General features: G+C 60.3%; 18 protein-coding genes, 3 tRNA genes, 1 pseudogene and 1 riboswitch. Of the genes and pseudogenes, 15 read left to right on the top strand and 7 right to left on the bottom strand.

All coding sequences use genetic code 11. From position 1 onward, the window contains the following. Positions 1 to 24: 24 nt before the first annotated feature. Positions 25 to 201 (top strand): annotated as a pseudogene (locus HJB82_RS09845) (phosphate ABC transporter ATP-binding protein); the annotation flags it as partial. Positions 202 to 217: 16 nt separating this feature from the next. Here the strand turns inward: HJB82_RS09845 and HJB82_RS09850 are convergent. The 3 genes from HJB82_RS09850 to HJB82_RS09860 all read right to left on the bottom strand — a co-directional run bounded on the left by HJB82_RS09850 (position 218) and on the right by HJB82_RS09860 (position 3,046). Further along, a complete protein-coding gene (locus HJB82_RS09850; RefSeq protein ID WP_207583776.1) occupies positions 218 to 1,462 on the bottom strand; it encodes a cytochrome P450 in 1,245 nt (414 codons plus the stop codon). A 149-nt stretch (positions 1,463 to 1,611) separates the two neighbouring features. Next, positions 1,612 to 2,865: a GGDEF domain-containing protein gene (locus HJB82_RS09855; protein WP_207583777.1), complete on the bottom strand. Its 1,254-nt coding sequence runs from the start codon at positions 2,863 to 2,865 to the stop codon at positions 1,612 to 1,614. Between the two features lie 25 nt (positions 2,866 to 2,890). Next, positions 2,891 to 3,046 (bottom strand): hypothetical protein, encoded by a 156-nt coding sequence (locus HJB82_RS09860; protein ID WP_207583778.1) that lies wholly within the window; start codon positions 3,044 to 3,046, stop codon positions 2,891 to 2,893. Positions 3,047 to 3,269: 223 nt separating this feature from the next. Between HJB82_RS09860 and clpP the strand changes: the two genes are divergently transcribed. From clpP to HJB82_RS09885, 5 genes are all read left to right on the top strand, one after another. Continuing rightward, positions 3,270 to 3,899 carry an ATP-dependent Clp endopeptidase proteolytic subunit ClpP gene (gene clpP / locus HJB82_RS09865; RefSeq protein WP_007626207.1) on the top strand — a complete coding sequence of 210 codons (630 nt, stop codon included), beginning with the start codon at positions 3,270 to 3,272 and terminating at the stop codon, positions 3,897 to 3,899. A gap of 302 nt (positions 3,900 to 4,201) precedes the next feature. Further along, positions 4,202 to 5,479, top strand: a complete 1,278-nt coding sequence (gene clpX / locus HJB82_RS09870) for an ATP-dependent Clp protease ATP-binding subunit ClpX (protein ID WP_007626206.1) — start codon at positions 4,202 to 4,204, stop codon at positions 5,477 to 5,479. A gap of 404 nt (positions 5,480 to 5,883) precedes the next feature. Further along, positions 5,884 to 8,301, top strand: coding sequence for an endopeptidase La (gene lon, locus HJB82_RS09875; RefSeq protein ID WP_221115196.1), 2,418 nt, complete (start codon positions 5,884 to 5,886; stop codon positions 8,299 to 8,301). Between the two features lie 205 nt (positions 8,302 to 8,506). After that, positions 8,507 to 8,782 carry a DNA-binding protein HupB gene (gene hupB, locus HJB82_RS09880; protein ID WP_003573937.1) on the top strand — a complete coding sequence of 92 codons (276 nt, stop codon included), beginning with the start codon at positions 8,507 to 8,509 and terminating at the stop codon, positions 8,780 to 8,782. Positions 8,783 to 8,919: 137 nt separating this feature from the next. Beyond that, a riboswitch (FMN riboswitch) is annotated at positions 8,920 to 9,074 on the top strand. A 91-nt stretch (positions 9,075 to 9,165) separates the two neighbouring features. Continuing rightward, the gene (locus tag HJB82_RS09885; protein ID WP_221115195.1) at positions 9,166 to 10,065 is read left to right on the top strand and encodes a DMT family transporter; all 900 of its coding nucleotides are present in this window, start codon (positions 9,166 to 9,168) and stop codon (positions 10,063 to 10,065) included. Positions 10,066 to 10,275: 210 nt separating this feature from the next. On the opposite strand, the gene HJB82_RS09890 is transcribed toward HJB82_RS09885, so the two are convergent. Beyond that, complete coding sequence (locus tag HJB82_RS09890) at positions 10,276 to 11,262, bottom strand: aldo/keto reductase (protein ID WP_207583781.1); 987 nt, start codon at positions 11,260 to 11,262, stop codon at positions 10,276 to 10,278. A 123-nt stretch (positions 11,263 to 11,385) separates the two neighbouring features. On the opposite strand from HJB82_RS09890, the gene HJB82_RS09895 reads away from it, so the two are divergent. Beyond that, positions 11,386 to 11,808: a cupin domain-containing protein gene (locus HJB82_RS09895; protein ID WP_207584289.1), complete on the top strand. Its 423-nt coding sequence runs from the start codon at positions 11,386 to 11,388 to the stop codon at positions 11,806 to 11,808. A gap of 1 nt (position 11,809) precedes the next feature. Here HJB82_RS09895 and HJB82_RS09900 read toward each other — a convergent pair whose 3' ends face one another. After that, complete coding sequence (locus tag HJB82_RS09900) at positions 11,810 to 12,415, bottom strand: class I SAM-dependent methyltransferase (protein ID WP_221115194.1); 606 nt, start codon at positions 12,413 to 12,415, stop codon at positions 11,810 to 11,812. Between the two features lie 162 nt (positions 12,416 to 12,577). Between HJB82_RS09900 and HJB82_RS09905 the strand changes: the two genes are divergently transcribed. Both HJB82_RS09905 and HJB82_RS09910 read left to right on the top strand, forming a co-directional pair. Further along, positions 12,578 to 12,937 carry a hypothetical protein gene (locus HJB82_RS09905; RefSeq protein ID WP_221115193.1) on the top strand — a complete coding sequence of 120 codons (360 nt, stop codon included), beginning with the start codon at positions 12,578 to 12,580 and terminating at the stop codon, positions 12,935 to 12,937. 192 nt (positions 12,938 to 13,129) lie between these two features. Continuing rightward, the gene (locus HJB82_RS09910; RefSeq protein WP_209885433.1) at positions 13,130 to 13,678 is read left to right on the top strand and encodes a glutathione peroxidase; all 549 of its coding nucleotides are present in this window, start codon (positions 13,130 to 13,132) and stop codon (positions 13,676 to 13,678) included. 305 nt (positions 13,679 to 13,983) lie between these two features. Here the strand turns inward: HJB82_RS09910 and HJB82_RS31900 are convergent, their stop codons facing one another. Further along, positions 13,984 to 14,196, bottom strand: a complete 213-nt coding sequence (locus HJB82_RS31900; RefSeq protein WP_311043797.1) for a hypothetical protein — start codon at positions 14,194 to 14,196, stop codon at positions 13,984 to 13,986. Between the two features lie 294 nt (positions 14,197 to 14,490). Then, positions 14,491 to 14,566: transfer RNA gene (locus HJB82_RS09915), tRNA-Val, on the bottom strand. A gap of 90 nt (positions 14,567 to 14,656) precedes the next feature. Here HJB82_RS09915 and HJB82_RS09920 point away from each other — a divergent pair. The 6 genes from HJB82_RS09920 to HJB82_RS09945 all read left to right on the top strand — a co-directional run bounded on the left by HJB82_RS09920 (position 14,657) and on the right by HJB82_RS09945 (position 17,014). After that, positions 14,657 to 14,875 carry a hypothetical protein gene (locus tag HJB82_RS09920; protein ID WP_221115192.1) on the top strand — a complete coding sequence of 73 codons (219 nt, stop codon included), beginning with the start codon at positions 14,657 to 14,659 and terminating at the stop codon, positions 14,873 to 14,875. Positions 14,876 to 14,968: 93 nt separating this feature from the next. After that, positions 14,969 to 15,045: transfer RNA gene (locus HJB82_RS09925), tRNA-Asp, on the top strand. Between the two features lie 83 nt (positions 15,046 to 15,128). Further along, positions 15,129 to 15,205 (top strand) — tRNA-Asp (locus tag HJB82_RS09930). Between the two features lie 247 nt (positions 15,206 to 15,452). Continuing rightward, positions 15,453 to 15,818 (top strand): NADH-quinone oxidoreductase subunit A, encoded by a 366-nt coding sequence (locus HJB82_RS09935; RefSeq protein WP_007626195.1) that lies wholly within the window; start codon positions 15,453 to 15,455, stop codon positions 15,816 to 15,818. After that, on the top strand, positions 15,809 to 16,393 hold the full coding sequence (locus HJB82_RS09940) for an NADH-quinone oxidoreductase subunit B family protein (RefSeq protein WP_003578567.1): 585 nt from the start codon (positions 15,809 to 15,811) through the stop codon (positions 16,391 to 16,393). Before HJB82_RS09935 ends, HJB82_RS09940 begins: the two co-directional genes overlap by 10 nt. 18 nt (positions 16,394 to 16,411) lie before the next feature. Next, a complete protein-coding gene (locus HJB82_RS09945) occupies positions 16,412 to 17,014 on the top strand; it encodes an NADH-quinone oxidoreductase subunit C (protein WP_207583786.1) in 603 nt (200 codons plus the stop codon). Positions 17,015 to 17,043: the final 29 nt, after the last annotated feature.

Raw genomic sequence — 17,043 nt, forward strand, 5'->3', positions numbered from 1 at the left:
GCGCGATCGATGGGTCGCCCGCCTGAGGGCGAGTTCACCATCGTCATCGTCACCCACAACATGCAGCAGGCAAGCCGCATCTCCGACAATACCGCCTTCATGTATCTTGGCGAGCTGATCGAATACGGCCCGACCGCTGAGATTTTCCAGTCGCCGAAGGTCAAGCGCACCGAAGACTACATCACCGGCCGTTACGGCTGATCTGCGAGGCTATGGATCACCACCACAAATCCAGCCGGTCCAGCCCGTGGAAATGGTAGACGTCCTTGACTTCAGGCGTCTTCGCCAGCTTGAGACCGGCAAGCCTTGCGAACAGGATCGGGAGCACGACGTTGAGCTCCAGCCGCGCCAGCGGCGCGCCGATGCAGAAATGGATGCCGGCGCCGAAGGAGAGGTTCGCCGCCTCGTTGCGGTCGGGCCGGAAGGCCAGCGGATCGGTGAACTTCGCCGGGTCGAGATTGGCGGCGGCGAGGATGAGGCTGACCTTGTCGCCGCGCTGGAAGGAGACGCCGTCGATTTCCGCAGGCTCCAGGGCCCAGCGCTGGAAGATGTGGACCGGCGCGCAGGTGCGCAGGGTTTCCTCGACGGTGCGCTCGGTCGTCGCCTCGTCGCGGAAGATTTCCGCCGGATCTGAGCCGCTCTCGAGGATGATGCGCACCGAATTGCCGATCTGGTGCACAGTCGCCTCGTGCCCGGCATTGAGCAGCACGATCGTCGTCGAGACCAGCTCCTCCTCGGTCAGATACTGACCCTTGTGCTCGGTATGGATCATGTGGGTGAGCAGGTCGTCGCGTGGCTCGGCGCGGCGCTCTGCGATCACCGTCCGGACATAGTCGGAAAATTCCTTCGCCGCCCGTTCGGCCTCGTCTTCTTGCTCGCGCGTGCGGCCGAACATGTACATGCGGACGTAGGCGTGCGACCAGGCAAGCAGCTGCGGCCCCATTTCCTCGGGAATGCCGATCATCCGGGCGATCATCGTCACCGGTATGATGTCGGCAAAGGCAGAGAGCAGCTCGACCTCACCCTTTTCCGCGAAGCCGTCGATCAGCCGGTTGGCCAACTCGGTAAGCTCTGGTTTCATCTTCTCGACATGGCGGGAGACGAAGGCGCGGTTGACCAGCGTGCGCAGCCGTGTGTGCTCCGGCGGTTCGAGTTCGAGCAGGGAATAGCGTTCCGAGAGATCGAAACTGGCAAGATGCGGCATCGGCTCGGCAAGCCCGAGCTCCTCGCGGCTGGCGATATGCAGGATCTGCCGGCCGAAGCGGCGATCGCGCAGCAAACCGTTCACATGGTCGTAGCCGGTGAAGAACCACTGCTTCTGCTCGCTCCAGTAGAACGTCGGACAATGCGCATGAAGTGCGGCATAGACGGCATTCGGATTGCTGTAGAAGGCCGGGTTGCGGGCGTCCAGCGACACATGGCGGCGGGCCGGATCGATCGAGAGAAAGGGCGGTATCATCATGCCCGAAGGCTTAGCGGATTTGCTCGGCCTCGGAAAGGTGCGGGGTGAGGGCGAGCCGCCCGGAAGCGATGCGCGCCCGGCCGGGCGCGTCAATCACTTTAAAATCTAAGTCTAACCCCGAGGATTGATTCCGGTTTTCACCGTTACCGCTAGCCGGCCCGCGACAGCGTGCCCATGCGCCGCAGGGCCTCGATCTGGTCGTCGACCGTCGGCACGAGTTCGCCGGCGGTGTTGCTCGGCGCGGCCGGCGCCGGCGCTGCTGCCTCGGCTTCTCCGAAGGTGACGGTGCAGTTGCGGCCTGCGCCCTTTGCCGCGTAGAGCGCCCGGTCGGCGGCCGAGATCAGCTTGTCGATATTGGCTTCGACCGAGGAAGCAAGCGCGATGCCGATGCTGACGGTGACGGGAACGATTGCTTCGCCGGTGCTGACGGGAAGACGGCAGAATTCGGTGCGGATCGCTTCGGCGATCGCTTCGGCCTCGGTCTGGTCGGTGACCGCGGCGAAGGCTGCGAATTCTTCGCCGCCCATACGGCCGAAGATGTGGTTCGGAATATACTGGCGGGCCATTCGCGCGAATTCGGTCAGCACGGCATCGCCGGACTGGTGGCCGAAACGGTCGTTGACGCGCTTGAAATGGTCGAGATCGAAGAGTATCACTGCGACCTGGCGCTGGTCGTCATGAGCTTTTTCCTGGATGGCGTTGAAATAACCGAGCAGGCCGCGGCGGTTGAGCACGCCCGTCAGCGAATCGGTCAGGGTGAGGGCGCGCAGGTGCCGTTCGGAGCGCTCCATGATCAGCCGGCAGGTGAACGCGAAGGCGATGGTCAGCAGGAAGGCGCTTGCCATGGCGGAGGCGCCGCCGAGATTGGTCGCCTCGACATCGCTCGGCAGCGTTAGCGCCATCGTCACCGCCGAGCCGAAGCACAGGCAGCCCTGGATGACGAACACACCCATCAGCTTGACGCGGGTACGCTCGCGGCGCATGTCGCCGGCGGCGACCGCAAGGGCAAGCGCCGTCGCACCCGTCGCCGAAGCGAGATTATAGAGCACCACCCGGTTTGAATAGTCGCTGTTGACCCAGGGCAGAAAGACCCCGGCGAGCCAGATCGCCGGCGGCAGCAGCGCCCACCATTCGATCCGTTTGCGGTCCAGCGCCAGAAAACCCGCCACCCAGGCGCTCTGGCCGAGCAGCGCAATGGCATTGCCGATCTCTATGGACAACAGGCTGGGCACTTGGCCGCGCAGCGCGATCATCGCAAAGCCGATGCCGGTCAGCAGAAAGCCGATGCCCCAATAGAGGTAGGCCTCGTTTCTGACATTGTGGCGCCAGGCGACGAACAGCACCAAAGCGAGCGTCATCGCCTCCGAACACCAGATGGCGAGACCTGTAGCAATATTGAACACGGCAGCAACCCCTTGCCCGTCGGCCTTATCTGTCGGCCGCTATTTGTTGGCCTTTATCCTTGCCGATGAAGCTCGCCACTTCCTTAATGCTGTTGCGCCGCAGCACGCTTTTGCGCTGATATCTGCCGGTAGGCTTTCTGTCGGGTAAACGCTTATAAGCGCTCTCGAATGAAGTAAGCATTCCTTCATCCTGTCGTGGAGAAAAGCCGGGGGCGATGATGCCAGGGCCTCGCCGTTAACAGGCGTTTGGGGGAAAGAGGCTACCAGCTAAAGCCGCCTTGCCCCGCCATCTTAACGTTATCCTCATGCGTGTCTTGAAGAGGAGGGCAGTGACACTCTATGTAGGGATAGACATTTTCTTTGATTCCCGGCGCCGGCCGGCGAGACGTTGACAAAGGACGCACATGAGAAACCCAGTCGATACCGCAATGGCCCTCGTGCCGATGGTCGTGGAACAGACCAACCGCGGTGAACGCTCCTACGACATCTATTCCCGCCTGTTGAAGGAACGCATCATCTTCCTGACGGGTGCCGTCGAAGACCATATGGCGACGCTCGTCTGCGCCCAGCTTCTCTTCCTCGAGGCCGAAAACCCGAAGAAGGAAATCGCCCTCTACATCAATTCGCCCGGCGGCGTCGTCACCGCCGGCATGGCGATCTACGACACGATGCAGTTCATCAAGCCCGCGGTTTCGACGCTCTGCATCGGCCAGGCCGCATCCATGGGCTCGCTGCTGCTGGCTGCCGGCCACAAAGATATGCGCTTCGCCACGCCGAATTCCCGCATCATGGTGCATCAGCCCTCGGGCGGCTTCCAGGGACAGGCTTCGGACATCGAGCGCCACGCCCGCGACATCCTCAAGATGAAGCGCCGCCTGAACGAGGTCTATGTCAAGCACACCGGCCGCACCTACGAGGAAGTTGAAAAGACGCTCGATCGTGACCATTTCATGGATGCCGACGAGGCCCAGACTTGGGGCGTGATCGACAAGGTTCTGACCTCGCGCATCGAAATGGAAGGCGAACAGGCCTAGTAATTAATAGGGATGGTGTTTTCGTCGCCACAGTTCTATCCCATTTGTGATTGAACAAGGGCTTTCAACAGGCGACGAAGACGCTAATAGTAACTATTAATGCTATGTTGAATTTTTATGACATAGCATTCGGCATTCGAAGGGGATTCGTTGCCGCCGGGACCCGGACATGATTTGTTGGGCCTGGTTCGTAGCCCCTGAAGCCCTTCTCGGCAAAGGCTCCGGAAACGGAGTGCCGCCAGGAGCTGATAGAGTGGACCGCGATTTCGCCTTGAAATGCGGCGTGCTGGAAGGAAAGTGAAATGAGCAAGGTCAGCGGCAGCAACGGCGGCGACTCCAAGAACACACTCTATTGTTCGTTCTGCGGAAAGAGCCAGCACGAAGTCCGGAAACTGATTGCCGGACCGACCGTCTTCATCTGCGATGAATGCGTCGAATTGTGCATGGACATCATCCGCGAGGAGAACAAGTCCTCGATGGTCAAGTCCCGCGACGGCGTTCCGACGCCCCAGGACATCATCAAGGTCCTCGACGAATATGTCATCGGCCAGCGGCAGGCGAAGAAAATCCTGTCGGTCGCCGTTCACAACCATTACAAGCGCCTGGCGCACGCCTCGAAGAACGGCGAAGTCGAGCTGGCGAAATCGAACATCATGCTCGTCGGCCCGACCGGCTGCGGCAAGACCTATCTTGCCCAGACGCTCGCCCGCATCATCGACGTTCCCTTCACCATGGCCGATGCGACGACGCTGACCGAGGCCGGCTATGTCGGTGAGGATGTCGAAAACATCATCCTGAAGCTGCTGCAATCGGCCGACTACAATGTCGAGCGTGCGCAGCGGGGCATCGTCTACATCGACGAAGTCGACAAAATTTCGCGCAAGTCCGACAACCCGTCGATCACACGCGACGTCTCGGGTGAGGGCGTGCAGCAGGCGCTGCTGAAGATCATGGAAGGCACGGTCGCTTCCGTTCCGCCGCAGGGCGGCCGCAAGCACCCGCAGCAGGAATTCCTGCAGGTCGACACGACCAACATCCTGTTCATCTGCGGCGGCGCCTTCGCCGGCCTCGATAAGATCATCTCCGCCCGCGGCGAGAAGACCTCGATTGGCTTCGGCGCTACCGTCAAGGCCCAGGACGATCGCCGCGTCGGCGAAGTCCTGCGCGAACTGGAGCCGGAAGACTTGGTCAAGTTCGGCCTCATCCCCGAGTTCATCGGGCGTTTGCCGGTTCTGGCGACCCTCGAAGACCTCGATGAAGATGCGCTGATCCAGATCCTGTCCGAGCCGAAGAACGCGCTGATCAAGCAATATCAGCGCCTGTTCGAGATGGAAGACGTGGAACTGACCTTCCACGAGGATGCTCTGCGCGAAACAGCCCGCAAGGCGATCGTCCGCAAGACCGGCGCCCGCGGCCTTCGCTCGATCATGGAGAAGATCCTGCTCGACACGATGTTCGAACTGCCGACGCTCGAAGGCGTGCGCGAGGTCGTCATCTCCGAGGAAGTGGTTCGCGGTTCGGCCCGTCCGCTATACATCTATGCCGATCGTCAGGAAGAAAAGGCCAACGCTTCGGCGTAACCTTTGCGCTTTCGCACGATTATTTTGGGGGCTTGCCATCGGCGGGCCCCTTTCTATTTGAAAAACCATCCGAGGCACTGTTAGTATTTTGCCGGTGGGAACCGGAATTGCCTTTGCCGATGTTGCGCAAGGGAGAGTGCTTGGCAATGATGCCGTGATTCCGTAAGCCTATTGCTGGCGTTTGTATTTTAGCCGGGTCGGAAGTGGTAAGCGCCGGTCCAGCCACGCGCTTCATAGTGTTGGCGTTCCGTTGTAATGAAGCTGTCACATCCGGGGAACGCGGGCGTTAGCGTGGCTTGAAAAGCGTAGTCAGAACCTCCACTTGTAGAGCCAAGTGAGAGTGCCGGCCGGTCCCAAGCGGCCGCGCAGAGAGCCCGGTAACGGGACGATGGAAAGGACTTAAAATGACGAAGAAAACGTCTGTAGCGAGCAGTACTGCCTACCCTGTTCTGCCCCTGCGCGACATCGTGGTTTTCCCGCATATGATCGTGCCGCTGTTCGTCGGACGGGAAAAGTCGATCCGTGCGCTCGAAGAGGTCATGGGTTCCGATAAGCAGATCATGCTTGTGACGCAGATCAACGCCAGCGACGACGATCCGGATCCCTCCGCGATCCACAAGGTCGGCACCGTGGCGAACGTGTTGCAGCTGTTGAAGCTGCCCGACGGCACCGTCAAGGTTCTGGTCGAAGGCCGCGCCCGCGCGGAGATCGACACATATACCAGCCGCGAGGATTTCTATGAGGCGCTCGGCCATGTGCTCGAGGAGCCGCACGACGATCCGGTCGAACTGGAAGCCTTGTCGCGTTCGGTCGTCTCCGAATTCGAGAGCTATGTGAAGCTCAACAAGAAGATTTCGCCCGAAGTGGTCGGCGCCGCCAGCCAGATCGACGACTATTCCAAGCTCGCCGATACGGTCGCCTCGCATCTGTCGATCAAGATCACCGAGAAGCAGGAGATGCTGGAAACCACCAGCGTCAAGGCTCGCCTCGAAAAGGCCCTCGGCTTCATGGAAGGCGAGATTTCGGTCCTGCAGGTCGAAAAGCGCATCCGTTCGCGTGTCAAGCGCCAGATGGAGAAGACCCAGCGCGAATACTACCTGAACGAACAGATGAAGGCGATCCAGAAGGAACTCGGCGACGGCGAGGAAGGCCGCGACGAGATGAGCGAGCTGGAAGAGCGTATCTCCAAGACCAAGCTGTCCAAGGAGGCCCGTGAAAAGGCCGATGCGGAGCTGAAGAAGCTGCGCCAGATGAGCCCGATGTCGGCCGAAGCCACCGTCGTGCGCAATTATCTGGACTGGCTGCTCGGCATTCCGTGGGGCAAGAAGTCGAAGATCAAGGCCGATCTCAACAATGCCGAGAAGATCCTCGAAGCCGATCACTTCGGTCTCGACAAGGTCAAGGAGCGCATTGTCGAATATCTGGCCGTGCAGGCTCGCGCCACCAAGATCAAGGGCCCGATTCTCTGCCTCGTTGGCCCTCCGGGTGTCGGCAAGACCTCGCTCGCCCAGTCGATCGCCAAGGCGACCGGCCGTGAGTATGTCCGCATGGCGCTTGGCGGCGTTCGCGACGAAGCCGAAATCCGCGGTCACCGCCGCACCTATATCGGCTCGATGCCCGGCAAGGTCATCCAGTCGATGAAGAAGGCGAAGAAGTCCAACCCGCTCTTCCTGCTCGACGAGATCGACAAGCTCGGCCAGGACTATCGCGGCGATCCGTCTTCGGCCCTGCTCGAGGTACTCGATCCGGCACAGAACTCGACCTTCATGGACCATTATCTTGAGGTCGAATACGACCTGTCGGATGTGATGTTCATTACGACGGCGAATACGCTGAACATCCCGGCGCCGCTGATGGACCGCATGGAGATCATCCGTATCGCCGGCTACACCGAAGATGAAAAGCGCGAGATCGCCAAGCGGCATCTGCTGCCGAAGGCCATCAAGGAACATGCGTTGCAGCCGGAAGAATTCTCGGTCAACGACGACGCCCTGATGTCCATCAGCCAGCACTACACCCGTGAAGCCGGCGTCCGCAACTTCGAGCGCGAACTGATGAAGCTTGCCCGCAAGGCGGTCACCGAGATCATCAAGGGCAAGACGAAGTCCGTGCATGTGACGGCTGCCAACATCTCCGACTATCTGGGCGTCCCGCGCTTCCGCCACGGCGAAGCCGAGGGCGAGGATCAGGTCGGCGTTGTCACAGGTCTTGCCTGGACGGAGGTCGGCGGCGAGTTGCTGACCATCGAAGGCGTGATGATGCCGGGCAAGGGCCGCATGACGGTCACCGGCAATCTGAAGGAAGTCATGAAGGAATCGATCTCGGCGGCGGCCTCCTATGTCCGCTCGCGCGCTGTCGATTTCGGCATCGAGCCACCGCGCTTCGACAAGAGCGACATCCACGTGCACGTGCCGGAAGGCGCGACGCCGAAGGATGGCCCCTCGGCCGGCGTCGCCATGGCGACCGCGATCGTCTCGATCATGACCGGTATCCCGGTGAACAGGCACGTGGCCATGACCGGTGAGATCACCCTTCGCGGTCGTATTCTGCCGATCGGCGGTCTCAAGGAAAAGCTGCTCGCAGCCCTTCGCGGCGGCATCAAGAAGGTGCTGATTCCGGAGGAGAACGCCAAGGATCTGGCGGAGATTCCGGATAACGTGAAGAACAGCATGGAGATCATCCCGGTATCCCGCATGGGCGAGGTGATCAAGCATGCGCTGATCCGGCGGCCGGAGCCGATCGAATGGGACGGCACGGTGGAAACGCCGGTCATCGCATCGGTCGAAGGCCTCGACGAGACGGGCGCAACCATAGCGCATTGAGTGGCCTCGGCCACATTTATGCCCCATTGGCTGAAAACTCGGAAAAAGGCTGGCGAAAACGCCAGCCTTTTTTGTGAAAACGTCATGTAGACGCTTGCTTTTCCTTGATTTGCAGGGCTTTTGGGTTCCCGGCGGGCCTGATGATACCTATTCGGCGCCTAGCTTATATTGAGTCGTTTCGTACCATTTAGAAAGGGGTGGAAACATGAACAAGAATGAACTCGTGTCCGCAGTCGCCGAAAAGGCAGGACTGACGAAGTCTGACGCGGCTTCCGCTGTTGACGCGGTTTTCGACGTTGTCCAGGGTGAACTCAAGAACAAGGGCGACATCCGCCTTGCAGGGTTCGGCAGCTTCACCGTTTCTCATCGTGCCGCATCGAAGGGCCGCAACCCGTCGACGGGCGCTGAGGTAGACATTCCGGCTCGCAACGTGCCGAAGTTCACGCCCGGCAAGGGCCTGAAGGACGCCGTCAACGGCTGATCTGAGATTATCCGCCAGCCGTAAACGAGACCGGCTGTGCAGGATTTGGAAAGGGGTTCGGCTTTGTCGGACCCCTTTTGCTTTGCTGGGCCCTTGCTTTCGTGGCTTGCCGCCATGCGGGCTTTGATCTACGACATTTCTGTTCTCAGGGCGGGGTGAAACTCCCCACCGGCGGTATGGGTTTCTGCCTGAGCCCGCGAGCGCCGCCTTCCGCGCCAATGCTGGGGGAGGGTCAGCAGATCCGGTGCGAATCCGGAGCCGACGGTTAAAGTCCGGATGGAAGAGAATGAGTGTCGGCCGTGCGAAGGGCGGGGTGTCCTGCGTCGCCTGTTCGTGGCTCATGCGTCCTGATTTATGTTGGTCCCTGGTTTTGGATGAAAGACATGAGTCAGAATTCTCTTGCGGTCGAGCCGTCCCGCGCCATTGTCGGTGCACTCTGGATGGTCCTTGCCGGCATCGCCTTTTCGCTTCTTAACGTCGTCACCCAATGGCTGACGATGAAGCTTGCCTTTCCCTCGGCCTCGGCCGCCTTCTGGCAATATGGCTTCGCCTTCCTGTTTTCGCTGCCGTTCCTGCGCAGGCTCGGCCTGGCGGCGATGCGCACGCACTATCCCTGGCGTCACCTGGCGCGCGTCGTGCTTGCCGCGCTCGGGGTCGAGGCCTGGGTCGCCGGCCTTGCCGCGGTGCCGATCTGGCAGGCGATCGCGCTGGTGATGACCTCGCCGTTCTTCATCATTCTCGGCGCCCGGCTCTTCCTGGGTGAGCGCGTCGGTCCGGCCCGCTGGGCGGCGACCGCAGCCGGTTTCACCGGCGCGATGATCATCCTGCAGCCATGGTCGGACGGCTTTGGCTGGGCAGCACTCTTGCCGGTGCTCTCGGCGCTGCTGTGGGGCGCCTCGTCGCTGATCACCAAGAGCCTGACGGGCATCGAACGACCGGAGACGATCACCGTCTGGCTGCTCGTTCTGCTGACGCCGATAAACGGAGGGCTGGCGCTTGCGGCAGGCTTTGCAGTGCCGACGGGTACAACACTTGCCTTGTTCCTGCTGGCGGGGCTGCTGACCGCCGCAGCGCAGTATTTCCTGACGCTTGCCTATTCCGCAGCGGATGCCGCCTACATTCAACCTTTCGACGATCTGAAGCTGCCGCTGAATGTGCTGGCCGGCTGGCTGTTCTTCGGTTATGCGCCGGCCGGCTACCTCTGGCTAGGCGCAGTGCTCATCCTTTCCGCCTCACTCTTCATCATGCGAAACGAGATGCGCAAAGAGCGGAAACCCGCCTGAGGTACCCTAACCTTCTCCCCCGGAAAACGGGGAAAAGGGGAGGTGCCATGCTAGATGTGGGCAGGGAACCGAGTGGTTGCGGCACATCCCCTTCGTCTCGTTTACGAGGGACGGGCCGAAACCCATGGCTCGACCCCGGCCGGTGGCGGCAGCCGGATGAGGGCCTGACTCGACTTGCCGCAGCCCTGACAAAATAGCGACGCTCCAGCCCTACCAGCGCTGATGCACATGCGGCGCGATCAGCCGCGTGTAGATCTCGCGTGTTGCCGCCATGACACCGGCCGTAAGGGGCGCCAGATCGGCTGCGGCCGCATTGGCTTTGGCTTGTTCGGCATTGCGGGCGCCGGGGATGACGACGGTGACGGCTTCAGCCATCAGGATCCAGCGCAGCGCAAAGGCCGCCATGGTGGCGCCCTGAGGCACCAGCTTGCGCACCTCTTCCACCGCTTGCAGGCCGACCTCGAAGGGCACGCCGGCAAAAGTCTCGCCGACATCGAAGGCTTCGCCGTTGCGGTTGAAATTGCGATGGTCGTCGCTGGCAAAGTGGGTGTCCCGGGTGATCTTGCCGGAGAGAAGGCCGCTGGCCAGCGGCACGCGGGCAATGATCGCCACGTTCCTGCGGCGCGCTTCCTGGAAGAACAGGTGGTCGGGACGCTGGCGGAAGATATTGTAGATGATCTGGATGCTGACGACGCCAGGATATTCGATCGCCTTCAGCCCGTCTTCGACCTTTTCGACGCTGACGCCGTAACCTTTGATCTTGCCGGCCGCCTGCAGCGCGTTCAGGTTCTCGAAGACCTCAGGCTGGTAAAACACCTCGCGCGGCGGGCAGTGCAGCTGCACGAGGTCGAGGCTGTCGACGGCAAGATTCTCACGGCTGCGGTCGATGAAGCCTTCGAGGTTCGCTTTGGTATAACCTTCGGCGACATGCGGGTTGAGCCGGCGGCCGGCCTTGGTGGCGACCATCGGGCGCTGGCCGCCGCGCGCCTTCAGCACGTCGGCGATGATTTTTTCCGAGCGGCCGTCGCCATAGACGTCAGCCGTATCGATGAAGGTCATGCCGGCATCGAGTGCGGCGTTAAGCGCCGCGCGTCCATCCACCTCGCTGATATCGCCCCAGGAGCCGCCGATCTGCCAAGCGCCGAAGCCGACATCGGTGACGGTGAAAGGCATGCGGCCGAAAGCATGGTGTTTCATGAAAAATCCTCCAGGTGATGAAAGATATTGGCCTATCAGGCGGACAACTATGCGGCAATTGTCAATCCGGCCTTGATTGGTTGCCTCGATGAAATATCGTTCCGCGACAAGGCTTCAACCGCAATGAATGGAAAAGGAAAGATCATGGAGATCAAACCTGTCGGCTCTCGCCCTTCGATGAAGCCGCCGGCCGATTATTTCACCGGCGCCGTTCGCCAGGATCCGTTGATGGAGACGCCCGAACCGGCCCGGATGCGGGCAACCTCGGTCACCTTCGAACCCGGCGCCCGCACCGCTTGGCATACGCATCCGCTCGGCCAGACGCTGATCGTGACCTCTGGCAGGGGCCTCGTCCAGAGCTGGGGCGGTGAGATAAGCGAGATCCGCGCCGGCGACACGGTATGGTTTTCGCCGGGCGAAAAACATTGGCACGGTGCCGCCGCGGACACGGCGATGACGCACATCGCCATTCACGAGGCGCTGGACGGCAAGCATGTCGACTGGTTGGAGCAGGTCACCGACGCGCAATATTCCGGCATGAGCTAAATCACAGCCGCTTCAGGCAATAGGAAAAATGCGCGTGTGATTCGACCGTCAGGAACTCGAATTGCCAGCGGTAATCCTTGCAGAATTTGGTGACCGCCTCGACGACGCCATAGACGATCGGCTTGACGGTATTGCCGGTGCAGAAATCATGCCCGGCAATCCGCCCCGTCCGCTTCACCTTCTTGTCGCAAAGCAGCAGTTCCTGCCAGGTGAGCTCGAAGGAATGGTCGGTATCGATATAGGCCCAGTCGAGGAAATCGTCTTCGAACTCGGCGAGCTTGTCGAGCGATGTGCCCTGCATCAGATGCAGCCTGCCGGCCTCGATCTCGGCAGAAAACGTCGTGTGGATTGCGTCGAGGCCGGAGCTGTAGCGATCCATCGACCAGGGATCGACGAGGTAGAGCTGCGCCGGGCGATTCTTTTCCAGGATCTCCGCCGTATATTCGCCGAAGGCCGCTCCCACTTCGACGCCGATGCCGCCGTTCGGGATTCGGTAGAGCAACTCGCCACGATCCGGCAGCAGACGGGCGTTTTCCATATGATGGGCGCTGAGCGGAGTGCGCGGCGTGCTCGCCCGGAGCGCCTGCCTGTCTTCACGTGTCTTCATCTCTGATCTCGGGATTACGGGCGTCTGACGGCCCTGATGTGGTTTGCGGCGAACGTAGGAGCAGCCGACGCCGATGACAACCACATGACGGGAATTTGCTTCTTTCGAACAAATCGCTAAGTTTCACATGTGGACTGACGAGAGCTCGGGAGGAGCGATTTCATGAGACGCATGTGGCCTGAAGAGTTCAACGCCATCGTTAACGGGGCCGAGGAGGTGATGTTAGAATCACCGGCCGAGGCCGGCGAAGCACCGCTGCACCGCAAGGCGCTGAAGGCACGCATCAGCATGGAGGACTACGAACGGATCTGGCCGTTTGCCGAGATGCGCTTCCGGCTTGGTGAGGAAGCCCTAGAAGGCAAGGCCATCACGCTGATCACCACCAACCCGCATTACCACACCTGGCACCCGAAGGACGGCGGCAGCGTCGAATCCGTGTCGGACAGCGGCCGCCATTTCAAGACGGATTATATCATTGTGCACTTCCTGCTCGACGACGTGAAGGAAACATCCCCCGCCTGAGAGGTCTCATCCCGGCACAGGCCGCTAAAGCGCATCGCGTGGAACTGATTCACGCGGCGCTTTAGCTCTTCGTTTTGATGCATGTCGTTATCCCGGAACCGCTGCTGACGCGGAATTGATTCCGACGCTGATGACAACGGCGGCGATATCGCTAAGTTTGGCGAATATGTTCCCACAAAATTGGAGGTTCCCGTGACGGCGAACGTGTTGGATATTCCTGTGAAAACAGTGGATGGTCGTGAAACCGCGCTCAACGAATACAAGGGTCGCGTGCTCCTGGTCGTCAATGTCGCCTCGAAATGCGGGCTGACGGTTCAATATGAGGGGCTCGAAAAGCTCTATGGCGAAAAGCGCGAACGCGGCTTCGTCATCGCCGCTTTCCCCGCCAACGACTTCAAGGGTCAGGAGCCCGGCACCGATGCCGAGATCCTCGATTTCTGCACCAGTACCTACGACGTCACCTTCCCGATCTTCTCGAAGATCTCGGTCAAGGGCGAAGCCCAGCATCCGCTCTACCGGCAACTGACGAAGTCTGGCGTGAAGACGACAGGCGAGGGCCCGATGCGTGAACGGCTGAAATCCCACGGCATGTCAGGTGGCGACGAGGATGACATTCTTTGGAACTTCGAAAAATTCCTGATCGGCCGCGACGGCAAAGTCGCCGCCCGCTTCGCGCCGGATGTGACGGCGGATGATTCGCGGCTGGTTTCGGCGGTGGATAAAGAACTGGCGAAGGGGTGAATGGTGGGCGATGAGCCTCGACTGTCACGATTCTAGAACGCCACTTCGGAATCCCGAAATTCCCCGCTTCGGGATTCCGAAATCCGCGGCGCTTCGCGAGGTGCCGACAGAAAAAAACATGCAATGATTTCAATCCCGCAACCAATTTCGGGATTCCGAAGTGCTATATAGAGTCTGGTGGGGAGTTCAGAGCAAAGGCGTTCGACCACGATCAGAGACTCTGTCGCAGTCAAAGAGCATGGATCCCCTCGGGCTACCAAGCGCGTCTGGACCGCGATGATTCGCAAAGAGGCTGAGCAGGATCTTCAGATCCCAAGCACGGTCACAAGCGGGGGCGTAAAGTCCTTGAAGCCCACTCTCGGCCAGTCGCACCTTCTGTCGAATCGCGTCTTCGGTTCGTGGCGCTCGCATGCCGGATTCGTCTTGAATGCGTATCCGGGCAGGCTGACGTATCTGGCGCTTGGCGTGCTAAGGGCGATTGCGATGCACAACGTCAATGCGGAGCAGAGAGTCCTCATGGCACACCTCTAGGCGTCGTAAGCCTTCAAGCGCGGAGATTTTCCGGGCGACGAATTCTCCCACTTTTGCCGGCCCCCATCCATTCGCCCAATAGGAGGTGGCTGCAGCGGCCGGGAGTAGTCCGTTTTGGTGGAGCGTTGGCTTTAGACGGCGCGCCGCATCTGGCCCTGCTGGGCGCTTCCACTGGATCAGTGGCCGATTAGAATTCCAAATAGGTGACAAAGCCATGCGGGCGTCTGCCTTCGAAGCCTCAACATCACACCAGCTATTTGACACTTTAGGGGAAGAATAAATGGTGGGCGATGAGAGACTCGAACTCCCGACATCCTCGGTGTAAACGAGGCGCTCTACCAACTGAGCTAATCGCCCATCGCAAACGAAGCCGGATCGGCCTGCCGCGTTGGTGGCCGTGATCTATGCGGATCGCGGCAAAACCGCAAGAGTGTTTGTGAAGATTTTTTGATTTTTTTGACAGCGCTCCTGTCCCTTGCGGGGCAGGTGGGCGCGGCAAGGCTGTGGATAAAGGGGAGGGGGCATGTCGGCTTCGACTGTGCCGGCGGCTTCGATCCGGCCTCGGTGCTGCAGCGGGAAACGGAATTGACGGCTTTTCCTTCATTCCGCGCGGCCTTGCCAAAACAATTCAACGGCTGTCATGGTTTTGTCTCCAAACCTGCTTGACACTAAATGGCGAACCCCGTAGTTAGCCGCTCATCGAAACGGGCAGCCGTTTTGGTAAGGGTGCGAAGGCATCCGGACTGCTTGAAATGAATTGCGGGTGTAGCTCAGTTGGTTAGAGTGCCGGCCTGTCACGCCGGAGGTCGCGGGTTCGAGCCCCGTCACTCGCGCCATTTCAAGTCTTGTAAAAACGCAAAGCGATTTGTCGTTTGTCCGGTTTTCTTCATCCTCGCGGCCGCAAATGGCCGATTAATGCGCGGGTGTAGCTCAGTCGGTTAGAGTGCCGGCCTGTCACGCCGGAGGTCGCGGGTTCGAGCCCCGTCACTCGCGCCATTTTCTTCACCAAGCCATGCAGTTTCCAGTGGTCAGACATGCAGCTTCACACGGCTTGGGCGGATTTGTCGCGACATCGTTGCATCTGCTTGATAATGTCCGCGCGCCACGCGTCGAATTGCCTCTGTAAATCTCTTGCGCCGGGGCTTCGGCTGCGCTAACCACGGCTTGTTGCAACGCACGTTCGCTTGCCGGGCATTTGCCCAAATGTGCCGTCTGGCGCCTCCGGCAAGCAGGGATGAACATGATGACTGAACTGCTCAGTTCCTATATTCCGATCGCTATCTTCATCGCTATCGCGCTTGTTATCGGCCTGGCGCTGCTTATTGCGCCGTTCGCCGTGGCTTTCAAAGCGCCTGATTCGGAAAAGCTCTCGGCTTACGAATGCGGCTTCAACGCGTTCGACGATGCCCGTATGAAATTCGACATTCGCTTCTACCTCGTGTCGATCCTCTTCATCATCTTCGATCTTGAAGTCGCTTTCCTCTTCCCCTGGGCCGTTTCCTTCGGCGCCATCGGCTGGTTCGGCTTCTGGTCCATGATGGTCTTTCTCTTCGTGCTGACCATCGGCTTTATCTATGAATGGAAGAAGGGAGCCCTGGAATGGGAGTAGCCCCTGTGAGCAATCAGCCGCTCGTTGCCCAGCAGCCGAAAGGGATCATCGATCCCTCGACCGGCAAGCCGATCGGCAGCAACGACGCATTTTTCGGCGAGATCAACAATGAGCTTGCCGATAAGGGTTTCCTCGTCACCTCGACCGACGAGCTGATCAACTGGGCCCGTACCGGCTCGCTGATGTGGATGACCTTCGGCCTTGCCTGCTGCGCCGTCGAAATGATGCAGCTGTCGATGCCGCGTTATGACGTCGAGCGCTTCGGTTTTGCGCCGCGCGCTTCGCCACGCCAGTCCGACGTGATGATCGTTGCCGGCACGCTGACCAACAAGATGGCGCCGGCGCTGCGCAAAGTTTACGACCAGATGCCCGAGCCGCGCTACGTCATCTCGATGGGCTCCTGCGCCAATGGCGGCGGTTATTATCACTATTCCTACTCGGTGGTGCGCGGCTGCGACCGCATCGTGCCGATCGACATCTACGTGCCGGGCTGTCCCCCCACGGCAGAGGCGCTGCTTTACGGCGTGCTTCTGCTGCAGAAGAAGATCCGGCGCACCGGCACGATCGAACGCTAAGGGTTAAGGACAAGGCATATGAGTGAAGCCCTGACTGAGCTTGCGTCCTACCTTGGCGAAGCGCGCGGTAACCTGATCGCCGCATCGCAGATGAAGTATGGCGAGCTGACGCTGACCGCAACGGGTGAAAACCTGATCCCGCTTTTGACCTTCCTGCGTGACGACGCCAAATGCGGTTTCGTCAACCTGATCGATATTTGCGGTGTCGACTGGCCGCAGCGCGAGCTGCGTTTCGACGTCGTCTATCACCTGCTGTCGCCGAAGCAGAACCTGCGCATCCGCGTCAAGGTGGCAACCGACGAAGATACGCCGGTTCCCTCGGCCTGCGGCGTCCATCCCGGCGCCGACTGGTTCGAGCGCGAAACTTGGGACATGTACGGCGTGCTCTTCACCGGCCATCCGGACCTGCGCCGCATCCTGACCGACTACGGCTTCGAAGGCCACCCGCTGCGCAAGGACTTCCCGACCACCGGCTTCGTCGAGGTTCGTTATGACGATGCGGCAAAGCGCGTCGTTTACGAGCCGGTCGAACTGAAGCAGGAATTCCGCAACTTCGACTTCATGTCGCCCTGGGAAGGTACTGAATACGTGCTGCCTGGGGATGAGAAGGCCAAGCAGTGAGTGGTGATTAGTCGGTAGTGAGTAGTGGG

The organism is Rhizobium sp. NZLR10 (assembly GCF_019685125.1).
Taxonomy (GTDB): Bacteria; Pseudomonadota; Alphaproteobacteria; order Rhizobiales; family Rhizobiaceae; genus Rhizobium.